We start from the raw sequence: 21,776 nt of genomic DNA, 5'->3' as shown, positions 1-21,776 counted from the left end.
TCGGGTAAAATGTGATGACTGCATATGCTTTGCAGCGCTTGATCCAAAGCGCTCTGTTGCTGCTCGCCGTTTCGGTTGCCGTTTTCTTTGCCATCTATGGCATTGGGGATCCGATTGAGCTGCTTGTTCCACCGCAGGTCAGCGCCGCCGAAAGGCTGGCGCTGGTCAAAAGACTGGGGCTCGATTTGCCCGTCTGGCAGCAATATTTCACTTTCCTGGGCAATGCCCTGAGGGGTGATCTGGGTACATCCTTTGTGCATGGTGTGCCGGTTGTATCGCTAATCCTGGGTCGGCTTCCTGCTACCTTGGAGCTGGTGCTCCTGTCTATGACCTGTGCGACAATCGTCAGCGTCCCTCTTGGTCTATATGCGGGTCTCAATACAGAAAGTCGTTTCTCGCGCATTGTTATGGCTGGGACGGTCATCGGTTTTTCTCTTCCCAGTTTCTGGAAGGGAATGATGCTCATCCTGTTGTTCAGCGTGGTTCTTGGCTGGCTTCCGACTGCTGGACGAGGCGAGACTGTTGATATTCTGGGGTTCCATACCAGCCTGTTTACCCTTGATGGCCTGCGCCATCTCATTTTGCCAACGCTTAACCTCGCTATTCCAACATCAGCCCTGCTGGTGCGCCTTGTTGCAGCTGGAACTGCAGAAGCGACAACCCAGGACTATGTCAAATTCGCCCGTGCCAAGGGAGTGCGCCGTAAGCGTATCGTCTTCCGACATATCATGCGCAATATTCTCATTCCTGTTGTGACCGTCGCAGGCATTGAGTTTGGTAGTCTGGTGGCTTTCTCCACCATAACTGAAACCGTATTCTCGTGGCCGGGGATGGGCAAACTCCTAATCGATAGTATCTATCAACTCGATCGTCCCGTTGTCGTAGCTTACGTCATGCTCGCAACGTTGCTCTTTGTTGGCGTCAACTTCCTCGTGGACGTTCTATATGCGGCACTTGATCCGAGGGTGAAGCTTTCGGGAGAGATGGTATGACAAAACCGACCGTTCCCCATTTTGCCAATACACCTTTGCGTAAGCAGGTGCTCAAGCGCATCCGCAATAAGCCAACTATGCGTGGGGCAGCTATTCTGCTTGCATGTCTCGTTCTCCTTGCTATTTTGGCGCCGTTCATCACCGTTCAGAACCCCTATGATCTTTCTTCCTTGAGTGTGATGGATAATCGCCTCCCACCTGGTTCATCCAGCATGACCGGTATGACCTACTGGCTTGGTACGGATGCGCAAGGGCGCGATATGGTCAGTGCAATTCTCTATGGTCTTCGCACAAGTTTGCTGGTCGGGTTATTGTCCACTCTGGGGGCGATGATTATTGGTGTGACTGCTGGATTGTTTGCAGCCCAGATTGGTGGCTTCGTCGACACGATCATCATGCGCTTTGTCGATTTCATGCTTGGCTTTCCCTCGATTCTTGTCGCGCTTGTACTTCTGGCTTCGGTGGGTCGCGGAATAGATAAGGTGATTTTCGCCATTATCGTGGTTCAATGGGCGCAATATGCGCGCTTAATGCGCGCCTCCGCCATGGTCGAACGGCGCAAGGAATATATTGAGGCTGCTGTAAATTTCGGGTTGCCTACGCGCCATATCATGTTGGCGCACCTCCTGCCGAACTCGGTCGGGTCTGTTCTTGTCATGTCCACAATCAGTATTGCAGGCGCCATAACATTAGAGGCCACCCTGTCATTTTTAGGTGTTGGTGTCCCTGTAACCCAGCCTTCACTTGGACTTTTGATTGCCAATGGCTTCGAGTATCTGCTGTCCGGTGAATACTGGATTGCAGTGTTCCCCGGTATCGCCCTGGTCCTTCTGATTATTTCGCTGAACTTCGTGGGCGATCGTGTTCGCCGCAGCTTCAATGTGAGGGCCAACGCATGACAGCGCTTCTTGATATTCAGGGGCTGCGGACTGTCTTTCATTTGCTCGGCGGTGCCTGGTCTGCAGTCGACGGAATTGATCTCAAAGTGGAGCGTGGCGAGATTCTCTGCCTGGTGGGTGAGTCAGGTTCCGGAAAGTCCGTTACAGGCTTTTCCATCGTTCAACTGATCGATGCCCCCGGCGAGATTGTCGAAGGTAAGATACTCTTCAATGGATCCGATCTTCGTATGGTTTCGGACGAAGAATTGCGTTCGCTGCGCGGCGACCGCATTGCCATGATCTTTCAAGATCCGCTTTCCACGCTCAACCCTGTTCTTACCGTAGGGGAACAGATGCTTGAGGCAATTTTCGAGCATCGCAATTGTAGTCGTGAAAAAGCGCGCATAGAAGCGATGGATGCTCTGACAAGAGTTGGCATTTCTTCACCAGAAGCGCGGCTCAAACAATATCCGCATGAGTTTTCAGGCGGGATGCGTCAGCGCGTGGCGATTGCCATAGCCTTGCTTAATAGCCCTGACCTTATCATTGCCGATGAGCCAACTACCGCATTGGATGTCACCATACAAAGTCAGATCCTTTATGAGGTTCAGAAGCTTGCGCGCCAAACAGGAACAGCAGTCTTGTGGATTACGCACGACCTGGCTGTCGTCGCCGAGTTGGCTGATCGCGTTGCGGTCATGTATGCGGGGCAGATTGTCGAGAGCGGTTCGGTGGATGATGTGCTCGATAATCCCATGCATCCCTACACACTTGGCCTGTTGAGTTCTTCAACCGGCATGGCTCAGCCGGGCGAGCTCCTTCACCAAATCAATGGAAATGCACCCCGGATTGATGCACGACCATCGGGATGTCCGTTTAGAACGCGTTGTGATCGCGTTATCGACGTTTGCACAACGATTTATCCGGAAAAGCAGCATCTAAGTGATCATAGCTTCCGTTGCCACAACCCGGTTGCGACCCTGGAGGTAATCTCGTGAGCGACATTCTGTTCGAGATGAAGGGTGTGCGTAAATATTTTGAATCCAGAACAACGACTGCGGAAAAACTACTCAGTCTTGCCGGTAAAAAGCAACCAAATCGGCTTTTGCGTGCTGTTGATGGTGTTGATCTCAGTGTCCGGCAAGGTGAGGTTCTTGGGCTGGTAGGAGAATCTGGTTGCGGTAAGTCTACGTTGGCGCGCATGGCGACCGGCATCCATAAGCCGACTGCTGGCAACGTCATTTACAGGGATAAAAACGTCGCCGACTTACGGAACCGGGAAAAGCTCGACTTCCTGCTTAAAGTGCAGATGATTTTTCAGGACCCATTCGCATCGCTTGATCCAAGAATGAAGGTTCATGAGATTGTTGCAGAAGCACTGAAGGTTCACAAACTAGCGCCAAAAAACCAGATATCTGGAATGGTAGACCGCGCACTGGAAGAGGTCGGTCTTGATATCGCTTATCGCGAACGCTATCCGCATCAATTTTCCGGTGGTCAGCGACAGCGTATCGGCATTGCGCGTGCGCTCGCTGTCAAACCGGATTTTCTTGTTTGCGATGAGCCTGTTTCTGCGCTCGACGTCTCTATCCAGGCGCAGGTCATCAACCTATTTATGGATTTACGTGACCGATACGGCCTGACATACCTTTTTGTTAGTCATGATCTGGGTGTGGTTCGTCACATAAGCGACCGTATTGCGATCATGTATCTTGGCCGAATTGTTGAGATCGGCTCAGCCGCTGATATTTTTGCCAATCCAGCACATCCCTATAGCGCCGCCTTGTTGAATGCTAGCCCGTCTGTCAAACGGCGTAAGCGCAATTTTGAGCCGCTGAAGGGTGATTTACCTTCTCCACTTGCACCACCCAGCGGCTGTCCTTTCCACCCGCGCTGCGCACAGGCCATGTCCGTGTGCCGTGATCATCGTCCCGAGCTTAAAGAAGTCACCTCTCGTCAAAGTGTGGCGTGCCATTTGCATAATCTGGAGTTTCAATGATTACCTCTTCGCTTAATCCAGAAGTCGGGAAAAGCGTGCTGTCTTTCCTCGACAGGTTTCACCCCGATCGCCCGTTGGAGGTAAACTTCTACCGACCAGCACACTATAAGCCGGGCAATCCTGTGGTTATTGTGCAGCATGGAATGCTACGCAACGGTGATGAGTACCGGGATTTCTGGATAGCTGCTGCTGAAAAACACGGGCTATTGATTGCTGCGCCAACCTTCTCGGATGCAGCGTTCCCGATGGCTGAAAGCTATAATAATGGGCTTGTGTTAGATTCGGTTGGCCGGGTTCGTGACCAGCAGGAATGGTTGTATGGGGTTCCTGCTCGGGTGTTTGCTGCATTGAAAGCATCTGGAGCAACCGACCAGGACAACGCCTACCTTTATGGACATTCCGCAGGCGGACAATTTGCACATCGCCTGCTCGCAACACAGCCGACTTACCCTTTTTGTGCGGTCATCGCTGCAAACCCGGGTTGGTATACATTGCCAGATATGGAGCGATCCTTTCCTGAAGGGATGGGGGGAGTTGGTTTGTCCGATGAACAACTCGCGCGCTGGTTTGCCTATCCAATGCACATATTTGCTGGCGATCAGGATATCGTTGAAGACGATCCGAACCTTCCGTCTCAGCCCGAAGCATTAGCACAAGGGCCTTCACGTTTTAAGCGCGCGCATTTTGTATATGCTTTTGCGATGGCGCAGGCCAAAAAGCGTGATCTGCCTTTCAATTGGAAACTAATAGACATTCAAGGTGTCGGTCATGACGGCGCTGCAATGTCTCGGGCTGCTGCAGCCTTTTGGTTTGAAGACAGAATTCCGCCTGCAAGTGAACTTGTTTTTGATGACGCTGCACAGCTCTAGAAGCAGAAGTTGGAATGTGTGATGAATGCAAATAATCGAAAAGACCTCTGGCAAAAAGTCGATGATGAAAAAGAACGACTAATTGAGCTGAGTGATCGCGTTTGGGGCATGCCGGAGGTGTGCTATACAGAATTTCGTTCCGTGGCCGAACACAAAGCGGAGCTTCTGCATCATGGCTTCCGCGTCACTGAGGGGGTAGCAGACATTCCAACCTCCGTTATCGGTGAGGCAGGGCAGGGCGGACCAGTTATCGCATTTCTAGGCGAATTTGATGCGCTTCCAGGTCTCAGCCAAGAGGCAGGCGTGGCCGAGTGCAGACCGTTGGAAGTTGGCGGCCATGGCCATGGCTGTGGGCATAATCTTCTTGGTTCTGGCGCTATGCTAGCCGCAATTGCGCTCAAGAATTACCTTGCCGAGAAAGGCATTGCTGGGCGCGTACGCTATTATGGTTGCCCTGCAGAAGAGGGTGGCGCGGCGAAAACCTTTATGGTTCGTTCAGGCGCATTCGACGATGTGGATGTTGCGATCTCATGGCACCCTTACAGTTTCTGGGAAGTTGCGCCAGCATTTTCTCTCGCGAACACGCGTGCAGATTTCACGTTCAAAGGGCGTGCAGCCCATGCCGCAGCTGCACCCCATTTGGGGCGCAGTGCGCTTGATGCGCTTGAGCTGATGAGCGTCGGCGTCAATTATATGCGCGAGCATATGCCATCTGACGCGCGAGTCCACTCTGCAATTCTTGATACTGGTGGTATTGCGCCGAATGTTGTCCAAGCAAATGCGCGTGTTCGATATTCAATCCGCGCAATGGAATTGCAGGACATGCATGATCTTGTTCATCGTGTGCATAAGATTGCGCAGGGTGCAGCCATGATGACTGAGACAACCGTCGAGATGAAAATAGTAAGCGCGGTATCCAATACGTTGGATAATAAGCCGCTGGAACACGCGCTCCACACGGCTATGGATGAATTGGGCGTACCCGATTTCGACAGTCAAGATCGTGCCTTTGCCCGTGAAATTCGGAAAACTTTCTCTGAAAAGGACATAGCCTCGGTCTATAAAGCGATAGGTTTGCCAATAACCGATGAGCCGCTCGCAAACTTCTTAACCCCCGAGAATACCAATCGTAAGCCATTCATCGGGTCGACTGATATAGGTGATGTGAGCTGGGTTGTCCCAACGGTTCAGGTACATGCCCCGACAGTCGCCATCGGCACGCCCTTTCATACGTGGCAGATTGTTGCCCAAGGTAAATCACCGGCAGCCCATAAGGCGATGGTGCATGCAGCAAAAGCGATGGCTGCTACTGGACTGAATGTAATAACCGACCCGCTTTTGTTGAAAAATGCGAAAGCAGCGTTGGCAGAACATACGTCCAGAACACCCTACATTTCCCCGCTTGGTTCGGATGTCTCGCCACCATTGGATATGTCACGCGGATAGGTTCTGTCCAAACTCGCAGGGCGATTGGAAATGAATGGTGGTTTTGATGGCTGTGCGGGAGACGATAAAAGTAATCGCTGGTTATCATGCAAAAAACAATTACAGGGCAAGTCCATTGCCCCGTAATCTCCGTAAAATATAGAATGTCAAAGCGATCCCGAGTGCAGAGAGTACGGTTGCCAGTGTGAAAAGATCGGCATATCCAAATTTGTCTGCAAGATAACCAGCCACCGAGGAACCAACGAGATAAATCAGCAGTTCGGCACAGGCGAGGATTGTGAAATCCGTGCCTGGCTGGTCGGAGGAAGATGCTTTCATGAACAGCGAGTAGATTGCGACCAGTTCCATATAGCGCAGAAAGGTTTGGATTGCTGACACTGTCATAGCAATCGTCACACCCGGCCAGATTTCCGCAGCATTGAAGCTGAAAGCAAGGAAGCAGAGGCTGCGCAATAATCCAAGCAGAATGAGCGCTGAGAAAAGCCCTGTCCAGCGGATCAGCAGCGCGGCTAAAACAGCCCCGATCAGACCAGCAGTCGCAGCGGCAGCTCCAGAAAGATAGCCAATCCACGATAACGGCAACCCGATATCCACGAGATAGCTGCCTTCCATCCCCCTTACCATGCCTTCGCTCGCCCGATAGGTCAGGGCAAAGCAAAGGATGAGCCACGCATTCGGCTGCTGGAAGAAACGTTTCAGGCTTGCGCGCGGCTTTTCCCGAGACTGCTTCTGATCACTTGTTTCTTGCATCCAGAACCCTGCCAGAAGTGGCAGGAGTGAAAGAGCGGAAACGATGAAAATCGTTGGACGCCAGCCGATCTTGTGGAAGAGAACCAGTGCCAGCGTGCCACCCACGATGACACCAAGCGCAACTGCCCCGGCCTGGATTGCATTGCCAGTGGCACGCGTCTTGTCATTGAGCTGACGGACAGCATAGCCATCGGTAGCAATATCCTGCAAAGATGACAGAAGCGTTATGCAAAGGCAGATCGCAAATAGCGCACCCGCCTGTTGCGGTTCTACGAAAGCCATACAAGCAATGCCGAAAGAGACAAGAAGCTGAGTAACAACGACCCAGCTTCGCCGGTGCCCCCAGCTTGCGATCAGCGGATAGCGATCCACCAGCGGTGCGATCGCGAATTTCGCAATCAGAGGGATCATCAGGAGGTAGAAAAGCCCGATAGCCGTGCGCGAGGCACCGCTTTCGCGCATTAGCGGAGGCAATGCGACCAATAGAAGATAGGTCGGAATGCCCTGCGCGAGATAAAGCCCTCCGAGAACGGTATAAAGGCGCGCGTTGGCGCCTTTAGTCTTTGCCGGTAGCATGTCTTGTTGTGCGATCATCAGAAGTTTTTGCTCAAAGCGAGGGCGAAAGTCCTGCCGCGGCCCTTGTAGTCGAAGATTTCTTCAGGTGCGAGTGCCCCATAAAGTGCTTTAGCCCGTGACCCCCAGACAGTGTTATATTCCTTGTTGAACAGGTTGTGCACACCGAAATTCACTGTCATGTCGGCCTTCTCAACGTGATAAGAGCCGATGAGATCAAAGAGCGTATAACCTTCGATCTTGTAATGGGAGTTATCTTCCAGATCGAAGACGTGCTGACCTTGCAAACGCAGATTAAGTGTTTCATTGCCCCAGCCTATATGGCCACCAAGTTTGGAAACGCTGGCGGAGCCGATCGTATCCTTGACCCAGTCACCATCCTGATCAACTTCGGTACGTACCCATTGGCCCAGAATGCCTACATCGAAGCCATGATTAAGTTTCATGCCCGCTTTGCCTTCGATGCCATAGACCCGACGCTCATTATCCTCAAGCTCGACTGCCAGCGTAGTGCGATTGAGCACGATGGAGCGATCGGAGGTGGAGTAGAAGCCTGCAGCCTCCAGATTATAGGTGCCATCATCAAGACGGTAGCCGATTTCGAAGGAGTTGGTTTTGATCGCTTCAAGAGCAGAATTTGCAACATTCACGCCACTTAGCAACGTGTAATGGCCACCCGACAACGAGTAGGCACCATAACCATAGTACTTTGCCGGATCGGGCAGCTCAAAGCCCTGGCTGAAATTTGCATAGACCTGCTGTGTGTTTGTCAGGCTATAGGTTGCGCCGGCGTTGAACAAGAAGGCGTCGTAATCGACCGAGCCGCCGGGAATTGAATCGGCAGAGGTCGCTGTCCCGTTGAGAATAGCGATCTGTTGCGCCGCGCCAACAAAGTCGCCAACTTCCGTTTTAGTGTACTGATAGCGCACGCCGCCATTAAAGGTAAGACGGTCTGTTGCTTCATAGGAGGCCTCTACGAAGCCAGCAAAGGTGGTAACGTCAATTTTTGGATAAAGGCCGGTAATGCCTGCTGTCTGAAAGTCCATCGCGCCGCTTTGCAGTGCCTTGCTCATATTGAAGATATGTTGGTTTGAAGAAAGTGAATCTCTATCAGCATCAACACCGTAGGTAACACGCAATCCGTCAAGCGGCTCGGAGATGAGTGCGGCCTTCATGCCATAATAATCTGTGTCCTGCGCGCTGCCATAGAAGTAGGTCGAGCTTGGGAACGGATGAAAGTTGATCTTCTCGCTGCGATAGAAGCCTTGCAAGAGTAACTGCTGGCCGAAGAAGTCATTATCCGTATAGGTCGCATTTACCATAGACCGACGTGTGCGCGGGTTGAAATCCGAATTATAGCTATCTCGCGTTTCGATGAGGCTTGGATTGCGCAGTCCAGCCAGAAATTGCCCGAAGTAAACGCTGTAATCGGATTTCTGCTCGGAGTTAAAGTATTGTCCGCTGACCTCCAGCCGTCTGTCTGGGTCAAACTGGAAACCCGCGCTGCCCATAAGATCGATACGTCGGTTGAAAGCCGTCGAAGTTTGAGTGATGTCAGGCACAACCATTGTACCATCGGCGTCGTAAAACGCACCACTGCGGTTACCTGCCAGCGACAATCGGGCGTCCCATGTTTCGCTGTTATAAGTGACAGCTGCTGCGCCGTTGCGATCCAGGTCATTACCAGCGCGGAATCCGCTTTCTATGCCTGCCGTGACCTCGCCATGCAAACCGTCCGGCGCGTCCTTGCCTTTTTTGGTGATGATATTGATGATGCCGCCGGTGGCATTGCCGCCATAGAGCGACGTCGCACCAGAAAGAACTTCGATCCGTTCAATGTTGAATGGATCGATAGAATCAAACTGACGACTCAGTCCGCGGGCAGAATTCATCGATATCCCGTCGATGAGCACCAGGGCGGTGCGTCCGCGCAGGTTTTGCCCATACGAGGTGCGTGACCCTTGGCTGACCGGATCAAAGCTTGGTATTTCCTGAGCCAAAATCTGCTGGATGGTTTCACCTGAACGCGCGCGCATCTGGATCTGTTGTGCTTCAACAACATAGACGGTGCGGGCCGTCTCTGAAATCTGTTGTCCACCGCGGCTCCCGGTAATCGTGATGGCGTTCAGTACCGTCCCTTTGCCGGTCTCAGTCTCCGTTTCGGTCGCTGTTTGCGCCAATGCTTGTGCAGCGACGCTGCTGGCCGCCACCAAGGCGACAACCGAAATCCCGAGATATTTGTTGTGCATGAATTTCTCCAAGGACATGAGCAACGCTGTATGTGCCCTTCATCCAGTATTTTCTAAAGAGGACTATTCTCATCATGTTTAATTCATTAAAAGACGGATAGCTTGGAGACGAGCGAACCGGGAATGGATTAAAGCGAACCTTGAAGAGTTTTTGCACTGGATATGATGGGAACTGTTAAACCACAAAAATTCGGCAGCGCGGCCTCAAGGGCGACAGATGGGTTGAAGCCCTGCCTTAAGATTCTGCGAGATATGATTGGTATGCCTTCGGTCTCACCGGTTCAGGGTGATCTGTCAAAGGTGCGCGGACTATTTTGGAACCATGGATCGCTGGCGCTTACCACGATCTATTTTCCGCTGATCCACACACGTCTTTCGGCGCCGGGCTCTCGGGATTCAGGCGTCATAATTCTGCGTGCAATGAGTGGTCCGGTTCAAGTGGAGCAGGGACAAATCCGGCTTGACCTAGCAAAAGGCGATGCCATTTTTATGCCATCGGATGTGCCGCTTTCGTTAAGCCTTCCGGAGGGAGGGCGTTTGGATTGCGCTTATCTGCCATCGGCGGCTATAACTCAAATCAAGGCAGAAGTTTCCTGTTTGTTTTGGCAACCGCTCCCTATCACCTATCTGCCTTTTCAACTGCTGGTGACCTATGCGGGTTATCTCTTGCAGCAGGAATATCAGACCGAAAGCGACGCCGAGATTATGGTCAATCACTTTTACGAGTTACTACCCATACTGGCAGCAAACCTGAAGGCAGGAAGTAAACAACGGGTTTTGACAGGGCGCATGGGGGCTATAAAAGCTAGGATTGATGCCCGGATCATGGATGCGGGCTTCTCGATAATGGAGCTTGCACAGTCTGAGGGGATAACTGCGCGTGCTATCCAGAAGCTGTTTAAACGAGAGAATACCACATTCTCTCGTTATCTGCTTGAATGCAGGCTTGATACGGCGAAGTCTGCAATATTGCATAATGATACATCTGCCATAGCGAAAATTGCTTATGGTGTCGGATTTGATGATCCAGCTTATTTCAGCAGGGCGTTTCGCAATTATTACGGCGTCAGCCCATCTGATTTAAGGCGTCAAATCGCGCGCAGCGTATCGGGGTAACGGCCATCGTTACGAGTAATCCACGATCATGATCGCCGCTAAGCGGGTGCGCGTTTGAGCTTCAGAGGAAGCTGCCAGAAGTGCATCATACTTATAATAATATATATTCAATTATCAGGACTGTAATTTCTTGTTCAGCAGTTAGTATAACTGCAGACCGGCTTTTACTGCATTTTGTATCGGCTGAAAGTGGCTTTCAATGGATCAAAGCAATGCCGAAGAACGGCAATGGCTCTCTCTAAAGCTCGAGACTTAGGCTCACTTTGGTTCCGAAGTGGGTCCGTCAAAAGCCATAAAAGCACAATAGAGATACTGTGTTGCTTTAAGATTTTGATTTTTTATTTAAAAATGGTGCCGCTTAGCAGACTCGAACTGCTGACCCCATCATTACGAATGATGTGCTCTACCAACTGAGCTAAAGCGGCCCGGAACTAACGTTCCAAATCCCCGAAGGGATATCGATCAATTATGACCGAACGGTGCGCTGATAACCAATAGCATCAAGGAAAGCAAGGTCCAAAACGAACATTCTGCATGTTTGTCTCAGACCTTTTCAAGTGATCCGCTCTCCGTGCACCAATCTTGGGGCAGGGCGCTTCAGGCGCCCTGGCAGATGCGGCTGCGAGCCGCAACATATTCGCGTTCGAGCCGGTCAACGAGTTTGGCTGCAGGCGCGATTTCTTTCACGGCCGCGATTCCCTGTCCACAGCCCCAGATGTCTTTCCAGGCTTTGGCGCCTTCCTGATGTGCTTTGTCGAAATCCATTTTCGATGGATCGGCTTCTGGAAGATTGTCAGGATCAAGGCCGGAACCTGCAATCGATGGCTTAAGGTAATTGCCCGAAATGCCTGTAAAATAGTTGGAATAGACGATATCGGACGAATTGGAATCCACAATCATCTGCTTGTAGCCGTCAGATGCACGGGCTTCTGTGGTCGCGATGAATGGAGAGCCAATATAAGCGAGGTCCGCTCCCATCGCTTGCGCGGCAAGAATTGCGCCGCCATTGGCAACCGCGCCTGAAAGCAGTAGCGGCCCATCAAACCATTCGCGGATTTCCTGAACGAGTGCGAAAGGGGAAAGTGCGCCTGCATGTCCGCCTGCGCCAGCGGCGACAGCGATAAGACCGTCAGCGCCTTTACGGATTGCTGAATTGGCGTGGCGGTTGTTGATGACATCGTGAAGCACGATGCCGCCATAGGAATGGATTGCTGCATTGACTTCTGGCACCGCGCCAAGCGACGAGATGACGATCGGCACCTTGTATTTCACGCAAAGGCCAAGGTCATGTTCGAGCCGCTTGTTGGAGCGGTGTACGATCTGGTTGACCGCGAAAGGTGCAGCCGGACGATCCGGATTCTTGGCGTCATGGGTGGCCAGGTCTTCGGTGATTTCGGCCAGCCATTCGTCAAGCTGTGCTTCGGGGCGTGCGTTCAATGCGGGAAACGAGCCGACGACGCCTGCTTTGCATTGTGCAAGCACCAATGCCGGATTGGAAATGATAAACAGTGGCGCTCCGACCACGGGAATGCGCAGCCTGTTTTTCAAAATATCCGGCAATGCCATTTCATCCTCCACAAAATTGACGTTTCCGTAAACGTAATAGTTTTAACATGGCTTTTGCCGACGGCAACATGAAAATTAGGAGAGAATCAGACGGAAAATTAAATGTCTGAACCGGTCTCGCAGTCAAAGGTCGGGGGAAAATCGCGGTTAAAGTTAAGATTTGGTAACTTTGACAGTTCCTAAGTCTAGCCAAAATGCGGTTCAAACAGCTAAATGCCTTGATTCAGACGTTAATTTCGCTGAGGCTCATGTAAGCATCTGTGTCCGAAAGACCCAGACAGAATACGGAAACCAAGGAAGAGCGGCCCTTTGGAAAGTATCGAACGCGCAATCAGAAATGCATTTGCAAAGGCAGATGCACATAATCCAGCTACCCGCCAGCGTATCTACGAGGCTGCGTGGGGGGCGCATGAACGCGCGCTGACGACAAATACTGCACTGAGTGAAGAACAGAAAAAGCAGCGTCGCCAGAAAATCAAAGACGCGATTTCCGATATTGAAGCTGAGTTCAAAACAGGGCAGGCCGCGTCTCGGCAGGAACCTAGTCTGGATGCCCCATCTTCGTCTGATCCGCTTCTGGGCGATGATGTCTATCAAGCCGGGCCTGCGCTCGATACCGCTGATATCCGGACCTCTTCCAAGAAGGGCAAGCGGGCTTCGGCTGATCTCGGCTATGAAGCGGGCGTTTCGCGCAAGGATCGCAAGAAGAAGAAGCGTTCGCCGCTTGTAAGTGTCGGTATCCCGGTTATGGTTATCGTCATTCTGGGGCTGATTGGCTTTTCGCTCTACAACAGCTTTGCAGATTTCACGCGGGGCAACGGCTCGAGCCCGCTTTTGACCGATAACAGCATGGCACCGATCAAGGAAGGCGAAGACCCGGAAGGGCGCACCTGGATCAATATTTTCACGCCTGCGGATGCGACGCGTATGTCTGTTCAGGGTCGCGCAACAGCTGAGATCAAGCGCGAGGGCACCAACAGTTTCGCGCGGGTTCAGACTTCGGGTGCAAACGACAGTGTGACCTTTGATGTCGGTGAGGGCGTTCTTAATCAGCTTGCTGGCAAGAAGGCGACTTTCGACATTGTTGCGCGCAGCGATGACGGCAAAACCACGCAGATGTCGGTCAATTGCGATTTTGCGGGTCTCGGGGATTGTGGCCGCAGACGCTATGATGTCCGCGACTCTGTCAGTGATTTCCTGTTCGATCAGGAGTTTCAGGCAGGTCAATCAGCTGGACGTGCAGGTAAGATCACGATCAATTCCGATCTGAGCGGTTCCGGCAAGGCCGTGGATATTTACGCAATCCGCGTCACGACTGCGGTTGCCGAATAATCAACTCAGCAGTTTTTCCAGTGTTTCAAGCCGGTCCGCTTCGCGGGGCGGCTTGTCCCGGCGCAGTCGCGAGAAGCGGGGAAAGCGCATTGCCACACCGGATTTGTGTCGGGTTGAGCGGTTGAGCCCTTCAAAGGCGACTTCCACGACCAATCCATGATCCGGCTCCGCGCGAACGGAACGCACCGGGCCAAAACGCTCAATCGTGTTTTCGCGCACGAATTTGTCGAGAAGCTTCAATTCCTCGTCGGTGAAGCCGAAATAGGCCTTTCCGACGGGTACGAGCATGGGGTCTTCTTCCGAGCCGGTCCAGACCGCGAAAGTGAAGTCCGAATAGTAGCTTGAGCGTTTGCCGTGGCCACGCTGCGCATAGACCACCACCGCATCCACTGTGAACGGATCGCGTTTCCATTTGAACCATGGTCCTTTCGGGCGCCCCGGCACATAGGCGCTGTCATGCCGTTTAAGCATAAGGCCTTCGATCACCGGATGTGGAGGGTTAAGACGCAATTTCGCGAGCTCGTCGAAGTCTGAAAACTGAAGGACTGGCGACAAATCAAACCGGCGCTTGTCGAGCTTTTCGACGAACTGAACGAGCCGCGCACGTCGTTCCGAGAAGGGTAGCGACCGCAAATCTTCGCCCGATTGCTGCGTGCCATCGTGCAGAATGTCATATGCGCGGATAAAGGCCGGATATTCGCGCAACTGTTTGGCCGTCACCGTTTTGCGATTAAGCCGCTGCTGCAAATCAGAAAAGGTTGCGGTTTCGATGCCCGTTTCACCGTGATGGCCTACCAGCAATTCGCCATCAATCGAGCCTTCAAAATCCATGGCCTCCAGCACATCGGGAAAAGTGCCGGAAATGTCGTCGCCAGTGCGCGAATAAAGCCGTCTTACACCATTTTCTGCAACGGCCTGCACACGAATACCGTCCCATTTCCATTCGGCACTATAGGCTGATGGATCAAGTGCTGGAATTTCGGCCTCATCCAGTGCCGTGGCAAGCATGACGGGCCGGAATGGTGCGTCGGCAGTGGCAGCAGGCTTGGGGCCATGGCCCTCAAGCCATGCAAACAGTGCTGTGAAGGGTTGCGTCTGTCCGTGCCAAAGTTCTTCGATTTCCACGACATCCACGCCGCCAAAATCTGCCAGTGCCTGTTTGGCAAGACGAGCGGAAACGCCAATGCGCAGGCCGCCTGTGACAAGTTTCAAAAGAGCATAGCGCTCTGATATGCCAAGCAGGTCGAGCCAGCCAGCCACGAGCAACGGTCCCTCACGGCGCGAGGCGTTTTGCAATTCATGCACGACGACGCTGAGCGGCAGGTTGGCACCCGCCGGGGTTTCGTTCGGGCCAGGCCAGATCAGCGAAATCGTTTCGGCAAGATCACCGACATAATCATAGGAATAGGCAAAAAGCGTCGGATCACTGCGCTCGGCAATCAGCGCCCGCAGCATGGCAGGCTTGACGCTCTGCAATTCCAGATCACGGGTGATGGTGGCAAGTGCAAGGCCACGATCTGGATCGGGTGTGGTGCGGAAATAATCGACCAGCAGGCGCAATTTGCCATTGCGTTGCGGCGTGAGGACAAGGCGGTCGAGAAGTTCAGCGAAAGCACGCATCAATCGCCCTCATCTTCGTAGCCGACGAGATGGAGCGGGCGCGCGGGGATGTTTTGCAGCTCGCACCAACGCACCAGTGCTTCTTCACGCCCATGCGTCACCCAGACTTCCGCAGGTTTTATCTCGCTGATGGTCGCGGTCAACTCGTCCCAGTCGCAGTGATCAGATATGATGAGCGGCAACTCGACACCGCGTTGTTTTGCGCGCTGACGGATACGCATCCAGCCAGATGCAAAGGCGGGCAATGGGTCGGGAAAACGCCGTGCCCAGCGGTCGGAAAAGGCCGAGGGCGGTCCAACCACGATCTTTCCAGCAAAATCGGGCGAGGCTTCGCCACGTTCAAGCGTTGCAGGCTCCAGCGGACCAAGATCGATGCCCTGGGTCTGATAATAATCGCAAAGCTTTTGCAGGCCGCCGTGAATATAGATCGGCTCGTCATAGCCTGCATCGCGAATGAGCTTGATAACCCTCTGGGCTTTGCCGAGCGAGTAAGCACCTACCAGATGCGCGCGTTCAGGAAACTGTGAGAGTGACTTCAGCAAAGTCGCAATTTCATGACCCGCTTCGGGATGGCGAAATACAGGAAGCGCAAAGGTCGCTTCGGTGATGAACACATCACAAGCAACAGGCTCAAAGGGCGTGCAGGTCGGATCGGCGGCACGTTTGTAATCACCTGACGCGACAATTCGCGTCCCGTCTTTTTCGACTGCAATTTGGGCTGAACCAAGCACATGGCCTGCCGGGTGGAAGCTGACAGTGACGCCGTTTACATTCAGCACCGCGCTTAAATCAGCGGTTTGTGTGCTGCCTGCAAAATCTGCACCATAGCGGATAGCCATGATGTCGAGTGTCTGTTGCGTCGCAAGGACATGGGCATGTCCGGCGCGTGCATGATCTGAATGTCCGTGGGTGATCAGCGCGCGATCAACAGGCCGCACCGGATCAATGTAAAAATCGCCGGGCGGGCAGTAAAGACCTTTGGGTGTGGAACGCAGCAACTCGTCAAAACGCATGATTTAATAGATAGGTCAGCAACTTCCCGCTGGAAAGAGCGCGTAAAGTGAACTCCTGACAAAATGAGAACAAAAGTGAACAAACATCTTGGCGACGACCCTTGCCCGCATTAGATTGGGTGTGTGACGCTGAACCTGACACCCACTTCTGAGACCGCTGCCTTTCATCTGCCAGACCGTTTTGTAAAATGGTTTGCAGAAAAGGGTTGGTCGCCGCGCGCCCATCAGCTGGAGCTGCTTTCGCGCGCTGAACAGGGGCAGTCCACGCTGCTGATCGCGCCCACAGGTGCTGGTAAAACACTCGCAGGTTTTCTGCCTGCGTTGGTCGATCTGGAGCGAGGGCGTAATAAAGTGGGAACCGGTTCTCCGTCCAGGGTTGCGCCTAAAACAAAACAAGGTGTTCACACTTTGTATATTTCGCCGCTAAAGGCACTTGCGGTCGATATTCATCGAAATCTGACCATACCTGTCGAGGAAATGGGGCTCGACATTACGATTGAGACCCGGACTGGCGATACACCTGCACATAAGCGTCAGCGCCAGAAGCTCGTGCCGCCTGACATTCTGCTGACGACGCCGGAACAGCTTGCACTTCTGATTGCCTCAAAAGGGGCAGAGCAGTTTTTCAAGGGCTTGCGTTATGTCGTGCTTGATGAGCTGCACTCGCTGGTCATTTCTAAACGCGGTCATCTGCTGGCGCTGGGGCTTGCTCGTTTGCGCCGACTGCAACCACAATTGCAAACCATTGGACTGTCAGCAACTGTGGCGCAGCCTGACGAATTGCGTCGCTGGCTGGTCGAACAGGATGGCACAGAGCCGAAATCCGGTCTGGTCACGGTTGATGGTGGTGCCAAGCCTGAAATAAGCATTCTCGATTCAGAGGAACGGGTGCCGTGGGCAGGGCATTCCTCCCGCTATGCCATCCCGGATATTTATGAGGCGGTCCGCGCCCATCGCACGACGCTGCTGTTCGTCAATACGCGCAGTCAGGCAGAGATGCTGTTTCAGGAGCTCTGGCGCGTCAACGAGGATACGTTGCCAATCGCCCTGCATCATGGCTCGCTGGATGCCAGCCAGCGCCGCAAAGTGGAACAGGCGATGGCTGCCAACACATTGCGTGCCGTGGTTGCCACCTCGACGCTTGATCTCGGCATCGACTGGGGCGACGTCGATCTGGTCATTCATGTCGGTGCGCCAAAGGGGGCCAGCCGTCTTGCGCAGCGTATCGGTCGCGCCAATCACCGTATGGATGAGCCCAGCCGCGCCATTCTTGTGCCTGCCAATCGTTTCGAGGTGATGGAGTGTCGGGCAGCACTCGACGCCAATTATCTTGGCGCACAGGATACGCCGCCGCTGATCGATGGCGCGCTGGATGTGCTGGCACAGCATGTGCTGGGCATGGCTTGTGCCGAGCCTTTCAACGCCGATCGGCTTTATCGGGAAGTACAGAGTGCTGCGCCTTATTCAAATCTCTCGCGCGAAACCTTTGATCAAATTCTCGATTTTGTGGCAACTGGCGGCTATGCGCTCAAGACCTATGAGCGCTTTGCCAAAATCCGCAAAACTGTCGATGGCACATGGCGGGTTTCAAACCCGCGCATCGCTCAGCAATATCGCCTTAACATCGGCACGATCGTTGAAGCGCCAGAGCTGAATGTCCGGCTCACGCGTGGCGGTAAGGGAGCCAATGCCCGTGCCGTTGGAAGGGGCGGGCGTATTCTGGGGCGCATCGAGGAATATTTCCTCGAAACGCTGACGCCGGGCGACACATTCCTGTTCGCAGGCAAAGTGCTGCGGTTTGAAGGCATTCGTGAGAACGAATGCATCGCTTCCAATGCTGCGGGACAGGACGCTAAAATCCCAATCTATGCTGGCGGTAAATTCCCGCTTTCCACCTATCTCGCATCGCAGGTGCGCGCGATGCTGGCAGATCGTTCACGCTGGCCGTTTCTGCCGCAACAGGTGCGCGAATGGCTGGAAGTGCAGGCATTCAAGTCGGTCCTGCCGCGTGAAGACGAGTTGCTGATTGAGACTTTCCCCAAAGGTGGGCGTTTCTATATGGTCGCCTATCCTTTTGAGGGCAGGCTTGCGCATCAGACGCTCGGCATGTTGCTCACCCGTCGCCTTGAGCGCATGGGGGCGCATCCTCTTGGGTTTGTCGCCACCGATTATTCGCTGGGGCTGTGGGGCCTCAAAGACATGGGCGCGATGATCGGGTCAGGCAAATTAAGCCTTAAACGGCTGTTCGATGAAGACATGCTGGGTGACGACCTCGAAGCCTGGCTTGATGAAAGCTATCTTCTGAAGCGCACCTTCCGCAATTGTGCCGTGATTTCGGGGCTTATCGAGCGACGGCATCCGGGGCAGGAGAAGACAGGCCGTCAGGTAACGGTCTCGACCGACCTGATCTATGATGTGCTGAGAACCCACGAACCGGACCATATTTTGCTACAGGCAACGCGCGCCGATGCTGCGACCGGGCTTCTGGATATCAAGCGTCTTGGCGACATGCTGGCGCGTGTGAAGGGGCATCTGCTGCATAAACCGCTGGACCGTATTTCGCCGTTGGCGCTGCCTGTGATGCTTGAAATCGGCCGTGAGCGTGTGGCTGGTGAAGGTGATGAAATGCTGCTTGAAGAAGCAGCCGATGATCTGATCAGAGAAGCGATAGGATGAGTACAGCAGTCTGGGGAAATGGAGAGGCTTATAGTCTGGCGCATGCGGAATTGCGCGGTGTTGCGACGATCTATGATCCGTGTGGTGCGCTTTTCCTGCCAGACCTGCATATGCTGGTCGTTTCCGATTTGCATCTTGAAAAAGGTTCGTCTTTTGCCCGACGTGGCCAGCTCATACCACCTTATGATACGGCCGCGACGCTCGACATGCTGGCTGCTGTCATTGCTCGCTATCAGCCGCGAACCGTTATCAGTCTTGGCGACAGTTTTCACGATGCAAAGGCCAGCGAGCGGCTGCCGTCGCTATATGCAATCCGTCTCAAATCGTTGATGGAACGTCGGGACTGGTTCTGGATCACCGGCAACCATGATCCTGATCGCCCTGCTGACTTGCCCGGCGACTGTATTGAGGAACTTGCAATTGGACCACTGACTTTCCGGCATGAGCCATCGCGCATAGAAGCGAAGGGTGAGGTGGCAGGTCATCTTCACCCGGCAGCGCGCATCGTCCGGCGAGGACGGTCGGTTCGGCGTCCATGTTTTGCTAGCGACGGCGAAAGGCTGATCATGCCTGCATTTGGTGCTTATACAGGAGCGCTCAATGTGCTGGATCGCGCGTTTCGCGGGCTGTTTGTCGATGCAAGCCTGCGCGCCTATATGCTGGGACAGGGTAAGATTTACCCGATTGCGCATGGTGCGCTGGTTGGTGGCTAAGGCATTTTACGCGCATCGGGTTCCTAAAAACGATCCCCACTTTTCGAGATGCGCATTAATCTTTTCTGAAAAGAATACGCCCGGCCCAGCCTGTGAAGACAGCCAGGAACACGGCAAACAAGCCGTAATAGAAGCTGTATTTATGGGCAGCATCATAGATGCTTTGCTCGACACCGGCCTTCACGATTTCGAGGCTTGCATTGGCTTCGCGCAGGAAAACACCATTGCGAAACAACAGAGCCCGCGCCTTGTGACGTCCAACCGGCACATTGGCCGAGAGGTTCAGCGTTGCGCGAAACAGGGTGCGTGAGAGAAACTCAACGCCGCCGATGCGCTGGCTATAAAGCCCTTGCCGCATTTTCATCTCACGCAATTCGTTCCCGAATTTGGGGATGTTGCCTGAGAGGCTGGATGGGTCTTCCGGTCGAAGGTAGAAATTGCGGACACCAACCGAAAGCTGGCGGTATAGCTTTTCTTCTGCGATGTCCTGCAGATTGCGGGTCGATGCGAGTGAGTAGGACAGCGGTACGCCGAGGAAGGTTTCGGAATCCGCATTCACCCAAACACCGAGATAGCGTTCCTTCTTACGCACGACCAGATCGCGCGAAGGGCCTTGCAGCACGACGATAATGTCGTAGCGACCCTGACGCTGGATCAATGGATCGGCATTGTCGAGCGCGCCGAAGATGGTGAGGTCTGTGCCGCCGAAATTGGAAGTAATGGCAATTGTTTCGGTCGAAAGGCCGATTTCGATTGTTTCTTCAGACGGGTTCTGCAACTGCGGCACGCCATTGCCATCGCCGCTTGAATTGGTCTGCGCCGATGCTGCTGTTATGCCAAAAAATAAAGCAGATATGAGCGTGAGTTTCCTCATGTCACATATCCGCAATTGAGATCGAGAACAGATTGTCAGGCCGCACGAAGAGGCCGAAAGCGAGCCGCAGGCCAACAGCAAGCACGAGCAGTGCCAGCAACAGGCGCAGCTGTTCACCGCGCAGCTTTTGTCCGGCACGAGCACCATATTGCGCACCGATCACGCCGCCAAGCATCAGCAGGAACGCCAGCACAATGTCGATGGACTGGTTGGTCGTTGCCTGCATGACCGTAGTGAAAGCCGTAACGAAAGTGATCTGAAACAGCGACGTGCCGACAACAACATTGGTCGGTACATGCAGCAGATAGATCAGCGCGGGCACCATGATGAAGCCGCCACCGACACCCATCACAGATGACAACAAGCCAATGAAAAAACCGATGCCGAGCACTGGAATGATGCTGACATAGATGGTTGAAGCGCGGAACCGCATCTTGAACGGTAGCTTGTGTATCCACGTATGCTGGCCCGGGCGGCGGATAGCGCCTGCCTGTCCTTTTTTCACACGGCGCAGCGCGCGCACACTTTCAACCAGCATCAATCCACCGACCGTGCCAAGAAAGAAGACGTAGAGGATCGAAACAATCAGATCGAGCTGACCAAGATCACGCAGCCACGAGAAAACAAAGATACCGAGCAATGATCCAACGATACCGCCCGCAACCAGAAACAGCCCGAGCTTGATATCAAGCGTTCGTCGTTTGAAATGCGCTAACGCGCCGGAAACCGACGAAGCGATCACCTGATTGGCACCGGTTGCAACCGCAATAGCCGGTGGAATGTTATAAAAGATCAGCAGCGGTGTAATGAGAAATCCGCCGCCCACGCCGAACAATCCCGACAGAAAGCCCACGGCAGCGCCCATGCCGAGCAGAACCAGCATGTTGACCGACAATTCCGCAATGGGAAGGTAAATACCCAATTCCGAACCCGGTTTTCACAACGCACAACACGCAGCCCTTTGCGGTCGCGCTATGCCGCAAGGTCTGTCTCGCTTCCGTTAAAACATGCCCTCATTCAGTTGAATCAGATCATTGCTCTAACAGTTTGATTTGCCGCGCATCTTGTCCGAAAACCATCTCACACATTTCGGAATGCGCTCCTAACGGT

General features: G+C 53.4%; 17 protein-coding genes and 1 tRNA gene. 10 read left to right on the top strand and 8 right to left on the bottom strand.

All coding sequences use genetic code 11. The annotated features are described in order from the left end of the window. The first annotated feature begins 14 nt into the window (after positions 1 to 14). The 6 genes from RT142_RS07855 to RT142_RS07830 are packed head-to-tail and all read left to right on the top strand — an operon-like array spanning position 15 to position 6,184. Positions 15 to 992 carry an ABC transporter permease gene (locus RT142_RS07855; protein WP_313028229.1) on the top strand — a complete coding sequence of 326 codons (978 nt, stop codon included), beginning with the start codon at positions 15 to 17 and terminating at the stop codon, positions 990 to 992. Further along, positions 989 to 1,891 (top strand): ABC transporter permease, encoded by a 903-nt coding sequence (locus RT142_RS07850; RefSeq protein ID WP_105519786.1) that lies wholly within the window; start codon positions 989 to 991, stop codon positions 1,889 to 1,891. The genes RT142_RS07855 and RT142_RS07850 overlap by 4 nt, the downstream gene beginning before the upstream one ends. Continuing rightward, positions 1,888 to 2,868: an ABC transporter ATP-binding protein gene (locus RT142_RS07845; RefSeq protein ID WP_313028227.1), complete on the top strand. Its 981-nt coding sequence runs from the start codon at positions 1,888 to 1,890 to the stop codon at positions 2,866 to 2,868. The genes RT142_RS07850 and RT142_RS07845 overlap by 4 nt, the downstream gene beginning before the upstream one ends. Further along, positions 2,865 to 3,869, top strand: a complete 1,005-nt coding sequence (locus RT142_RS07840; protein WP_105519784.1) for an ABC transporter ATP-binding protein — start codon at positions 2,865 to 2,867, stop codon at positions 3,867 to 3,869. The genes RT142_RS07845 and RT142_RS07840 overlap by 4 nt, the downstream gene beginning before the upstream one ends. Further along, complete coding sequence (locus tag RT142_RS07835; protein ID WP_162733908.1) at positions 3,866 to 4,738, top strand: alpha/beta hydrolase-fold protein; 873 nt, start codon at positions 3,866 to 3,868, stop codon at positions 4,736 to 4,738. The genes RT142_RS07840 and RT142_RS07835 overlap by 4 nt, the downstream gene beginning before the upstream one ends. A 21-nt stretch (positions 4,739 to 4,759) precedes the next feature. Then, positions 4,760 to 6,184, top strand: a complete 1,425-nt coding sequence (locus RT142_RS07830) for a M20 family metallopeptidase (protein WP_113158231.1) — start codon at positions 4,760 to 4,762, stop codon at positions 6,182 to 6,184. A 99-nt stretch (positions 6,185 to 6,283) separates the two neighbouring features. Here the strand turns inward: RT142_RS07830 and RT142_RS07825 are convergent, their stop codons facing one another. Then, a complete protein-coding gene (locus tag RT142_RS07825; protein ID WP_113158230.1) occupies positions 6,284 to 7,528 on the bottom strand; it encodes a RhtX/FptX family siderophore transporter in 1,245 nt (414 codons plus the stop codon). Then, positions 7,528 to 9,756, bottom strand: coding sequence for a TonB-dependent receptor (locus RT142_RS07820; RefSeq protein ID WP_313028222.1), 2,229 nt, complete (start codon positions 9,754 to 9,756; stop codon positions 7,528 to 7,530). The genes RT142_RS07825 and RT142_RS07820 overlap by 1 nt, the downstream gene beginning before the upstream one ends. Positions 9,757 to 9,918: 162 nt before the next feature. Between RT142_RS07820 and RT142_RS07815 the strand changes: the two genes are divergently transcribed. Next, a complete protein-coding gene (locus RT142_RS07815; RefSeq protein WP_313028220.1) occupies positions 9,919 to 10,872 on the top strand; it encodes a helix-turn-helix transcriptional regulator in 954 nt (317 codons plus the stop codon). 349 nt (positions 10,873 to 11,221) lie between these two features. Here the strand turns inward: RT142_RS07815 and RT142_RS07810 are convergent. Then, a tRNA-Thr gene (locus RT142_RS07810) sits at positions 11,222 to 11,297 on the bottom strand. 172 nt (positions 11,298 to 11,469) lie between these two features. Continuing rightward, positions 11,470 to 12,438 carry a nitronate monooxygenase family protein gene (locus RT142_RS07805; RefSeq protein ID WP_313028218.1) on the bottom strand — a complete coding sequence of 323 codons (969 nt, stop codon included), beginning with the start codon at positions 12,436 to 12,438 and terminating at the stop codon, positions 11,470 to 11,472. A gap of 309 nt (positions 12,439 to 12,747) precedes the next feature. On the opposite strand from RT142_RS07805, the gene RT142_RS07800 reads away from it, so the two are divergent. After that, the gene (locus RT142_RS07800) at positions 12,748 to 13,770 is read left to right on the top strand and encodes a hypothetical protein (RefSeq protein WP_007879786.1); all 1,023 of its coding nucleotides are present in this window, start codon (positions 12,748 to 12,750) and stop codon (positions 13,768 to 13,770) included. On the opposite strand, the gene RT142_RS07795 is transcribed toward RT142_RS07800, so the two are convergent. Both RT142_RS07795 and RT142_RS07790 read right to left on the bottom strand, forming a co-directional pair. Continuing rightward, the gene (locus RT142_RS07795; protein WP_313028216.1) at positions 13,771 to 15,390 is read right to left on the bottom strand and encodes a cisplatin damage response ATP-dependent DNA ligase; all 1,620 of its coding nucleotides are present in this window, start codon (positions 15,388 to 15,390) and stop codon (positions 13,771 to 13,773) included. Continuing rightward, positions 15,390 to 16,403, bottom strand: a complete 1,014-nt coding sequence (locus RT142_RS07790; RefSeq protein ID WP_105519709.1) for a ligase-associated DNA damage response exonuclease — start codon at positions 16,401 to 16,403, stop codon at positions 15,390 to 15,392. The genes RT142_RS07795 and RT142_RS07790 overlap by 1 nt, the downstream gene beginning before the upstream one ends. Positions 16,404 to 16,526: 123 nt before the next feature. Here RT142_RS07790 and RT142_RS07785 point away from each other — a divergent pair, with 123 nt between their 5' ends. Both RT142_RS07785 and pdeM read left to right on the top strand, forming a co-directional pair. After that, on the top strand, positions 16,527 to 19,079 hold the full coding sequence (locus RT142_RS07785; protein WP_313028215.1) for a ligase-associated DNA damage response DEXH box helicase: 2,553 nt from the start codon (positions 16,527 to 16,529) through the stop codon (positions 19,077 to 19,079). Then, the gene (gene pdeM, locus RT142_RS07780) at positions 19,076 to 19,792 is read left to right on the top strand and encodes a ligase-associated DNA damage response endonuclease PdeM (protein WP_064321915.1); all 717 of its coding nucleotides are present in this window, start codon (positions 19,076 to 19,078) and stop codon (positions 19,790 to 19,792) included. Before RT142_RS07785 ends, pdeM begins: the two co-directional genes overlap by 4 nt. Positions 19,793 to 19,847: 55 nt before the next feature. Here pdeM and RT142_RS07775 read toward each other — a convergent pair whose 3' ends face one another. Next, positions 19,848 to 20,666 carry a TIGR02186 family protein gene (locus RT142_RS07775; protein WP_079213672.1) on the bottom strand — a complete coding sequence of 273 codons (819 nt, stop codon included), beginning with the start codon at positions 20,664 to 20,666 and terminating at the stop codon, positions 19,848 to 19,850. A gap of 1 nt (position 20,667) precedes the next feature. Further along, the gene (locus RT142_RS07770; RefSeq protein WP_231195638.1) at positions 20,668 to 21,549 is read right to left on the bottom strand and encodes a sulfite exporter TauE/SafE family protein; all 882 of its coding nucleotides are present in this window, start codon (positions 21,547 to 21,549) and stop codon (positions 20,668 to 20,670) included. Positions 21,550 to 21,776: the final 227 nt, after the last annotated feature.

It is taken from the genome of Brucella sp., from assembly GCF_032066345.1.
In the GTDB taxonomy this organism is placed as follows: domain Bacteria; phylum Pseudomonadota; class Alphaproteobacteria; order Rhizobiales; family Rhizobiaceae; genus Brucella; species Brucella pseudogrignonensis.
Note: the sequence above shows the minus strand (reverse complement) of the source record. Positions and strands in the feature narration are given on the sequence as shown.

What these genes read in the sequence shown, in the direction of transcription:
- RT142_RS07775 (WP_079213672.1), bottom strand. Translation starts at nt 20,666, where the DNA reads ATGAGGAAACTCACGCTCATATCTGCTTTATTTTTTGGCATAACAGCA.
- RT142_RS07825 (WP_113158230.1), bottom strand. Translation starts at nt 7,528, where the DNA reads ATGATCGCACAACAAGACATGCTACCGGCAAAGACTAAAGGCGCCAAC.
- RT142_RS07845 (WP_313028227.1), top strand. Translation starts at nt 1,888, where the DNA reads ATGACAGCGCTTCTTGATATTCAGGGGCTGCGGACTGTCTTTCATTTG.
- RT142_RS07815 (WP_313028220.1), top strand. Translation starts at nt 9,919, where the DNA reads ATGATGGGAACTGTTAAACCACAAAAATTCGGCAGCGCGGCCTCAAGG.
- RT142_RS07850 (WP_105519786.1), top strand. Translation starts at nt 989, where the DNA reads ATGACAAAACCGACCGTTCCCCATTTTGCCAATACACCTTTGCGTAAG.
- pdeM (WP_064321915.1), top strand. Translation starts at nt 19,076, where the DNA reads ATGAGTACAGCAGTCTGGGGAAATGGAGAGGCTTATAGTCTGGCGCAT.
- RT142_RS07790 (WP_105519709.1), bottom strand. Translation starts at nt 16,403, where the DNA reads ATGCGTTTTGACGAGTTGCTGCGTTCCACACCCAAAGGTCTTTACTGC.
- RT142_RS07835 (WP_162733908.1), top strand. Translation starts at nt 3,866, where the DNA reads ATGATTACCTCTTCGCTTAATCCAGAAGTCGGGAAAAGCGTGCTGTCT.
- RT142_RS07820 (WP_313028222.1), bottom strand. Translation starts at nt 9,756, where the DNA reads ATGCACAACAAATATCTCGGGATTTCGGTTGTCGCCTTGGTGGCGGCC.
- RT142_RS07830 (WP_113158231.1), top strand. Translation starts at nt 4,760, where the DNA reads ATGAATGCAAATAATCGAAAAGACCTCTGGCAAAAAGTCGATGATGAA.
- RT142_RS07770 (WP_231195638.1), bottom strand. Translation starts at nt 21,549, where the DNA reads ATGCTGGTTCTGCTCGGCATGGGCGCTGCCGTGGGCTTTCTGTCGGGA.
- RT142_RS07855 (WP_313028229.1), top strand. Translation starts at nt 15, where the DNA reads ATGACTGCATATGCTTTGCAGCGCTTGATCCAAAGCGCTCTGTTGCTG.
- RT142_RS07795 (WP_313028216.1), bottom strand. Translation starts at nt 15,390, where the DNA reads ATGCGTGCTTTCGCTGAACTTCTCGACCGCCTTGTCCTCACGCCGCAA.
- RT142_RS07805 (WP_313028218.1), bottom strand. Translation starts at nt 12,438, where the DNA reads ATGGCATTGCCGGATATTTTGAAAAACAGGCTGCGCATTCCCGTGGTC.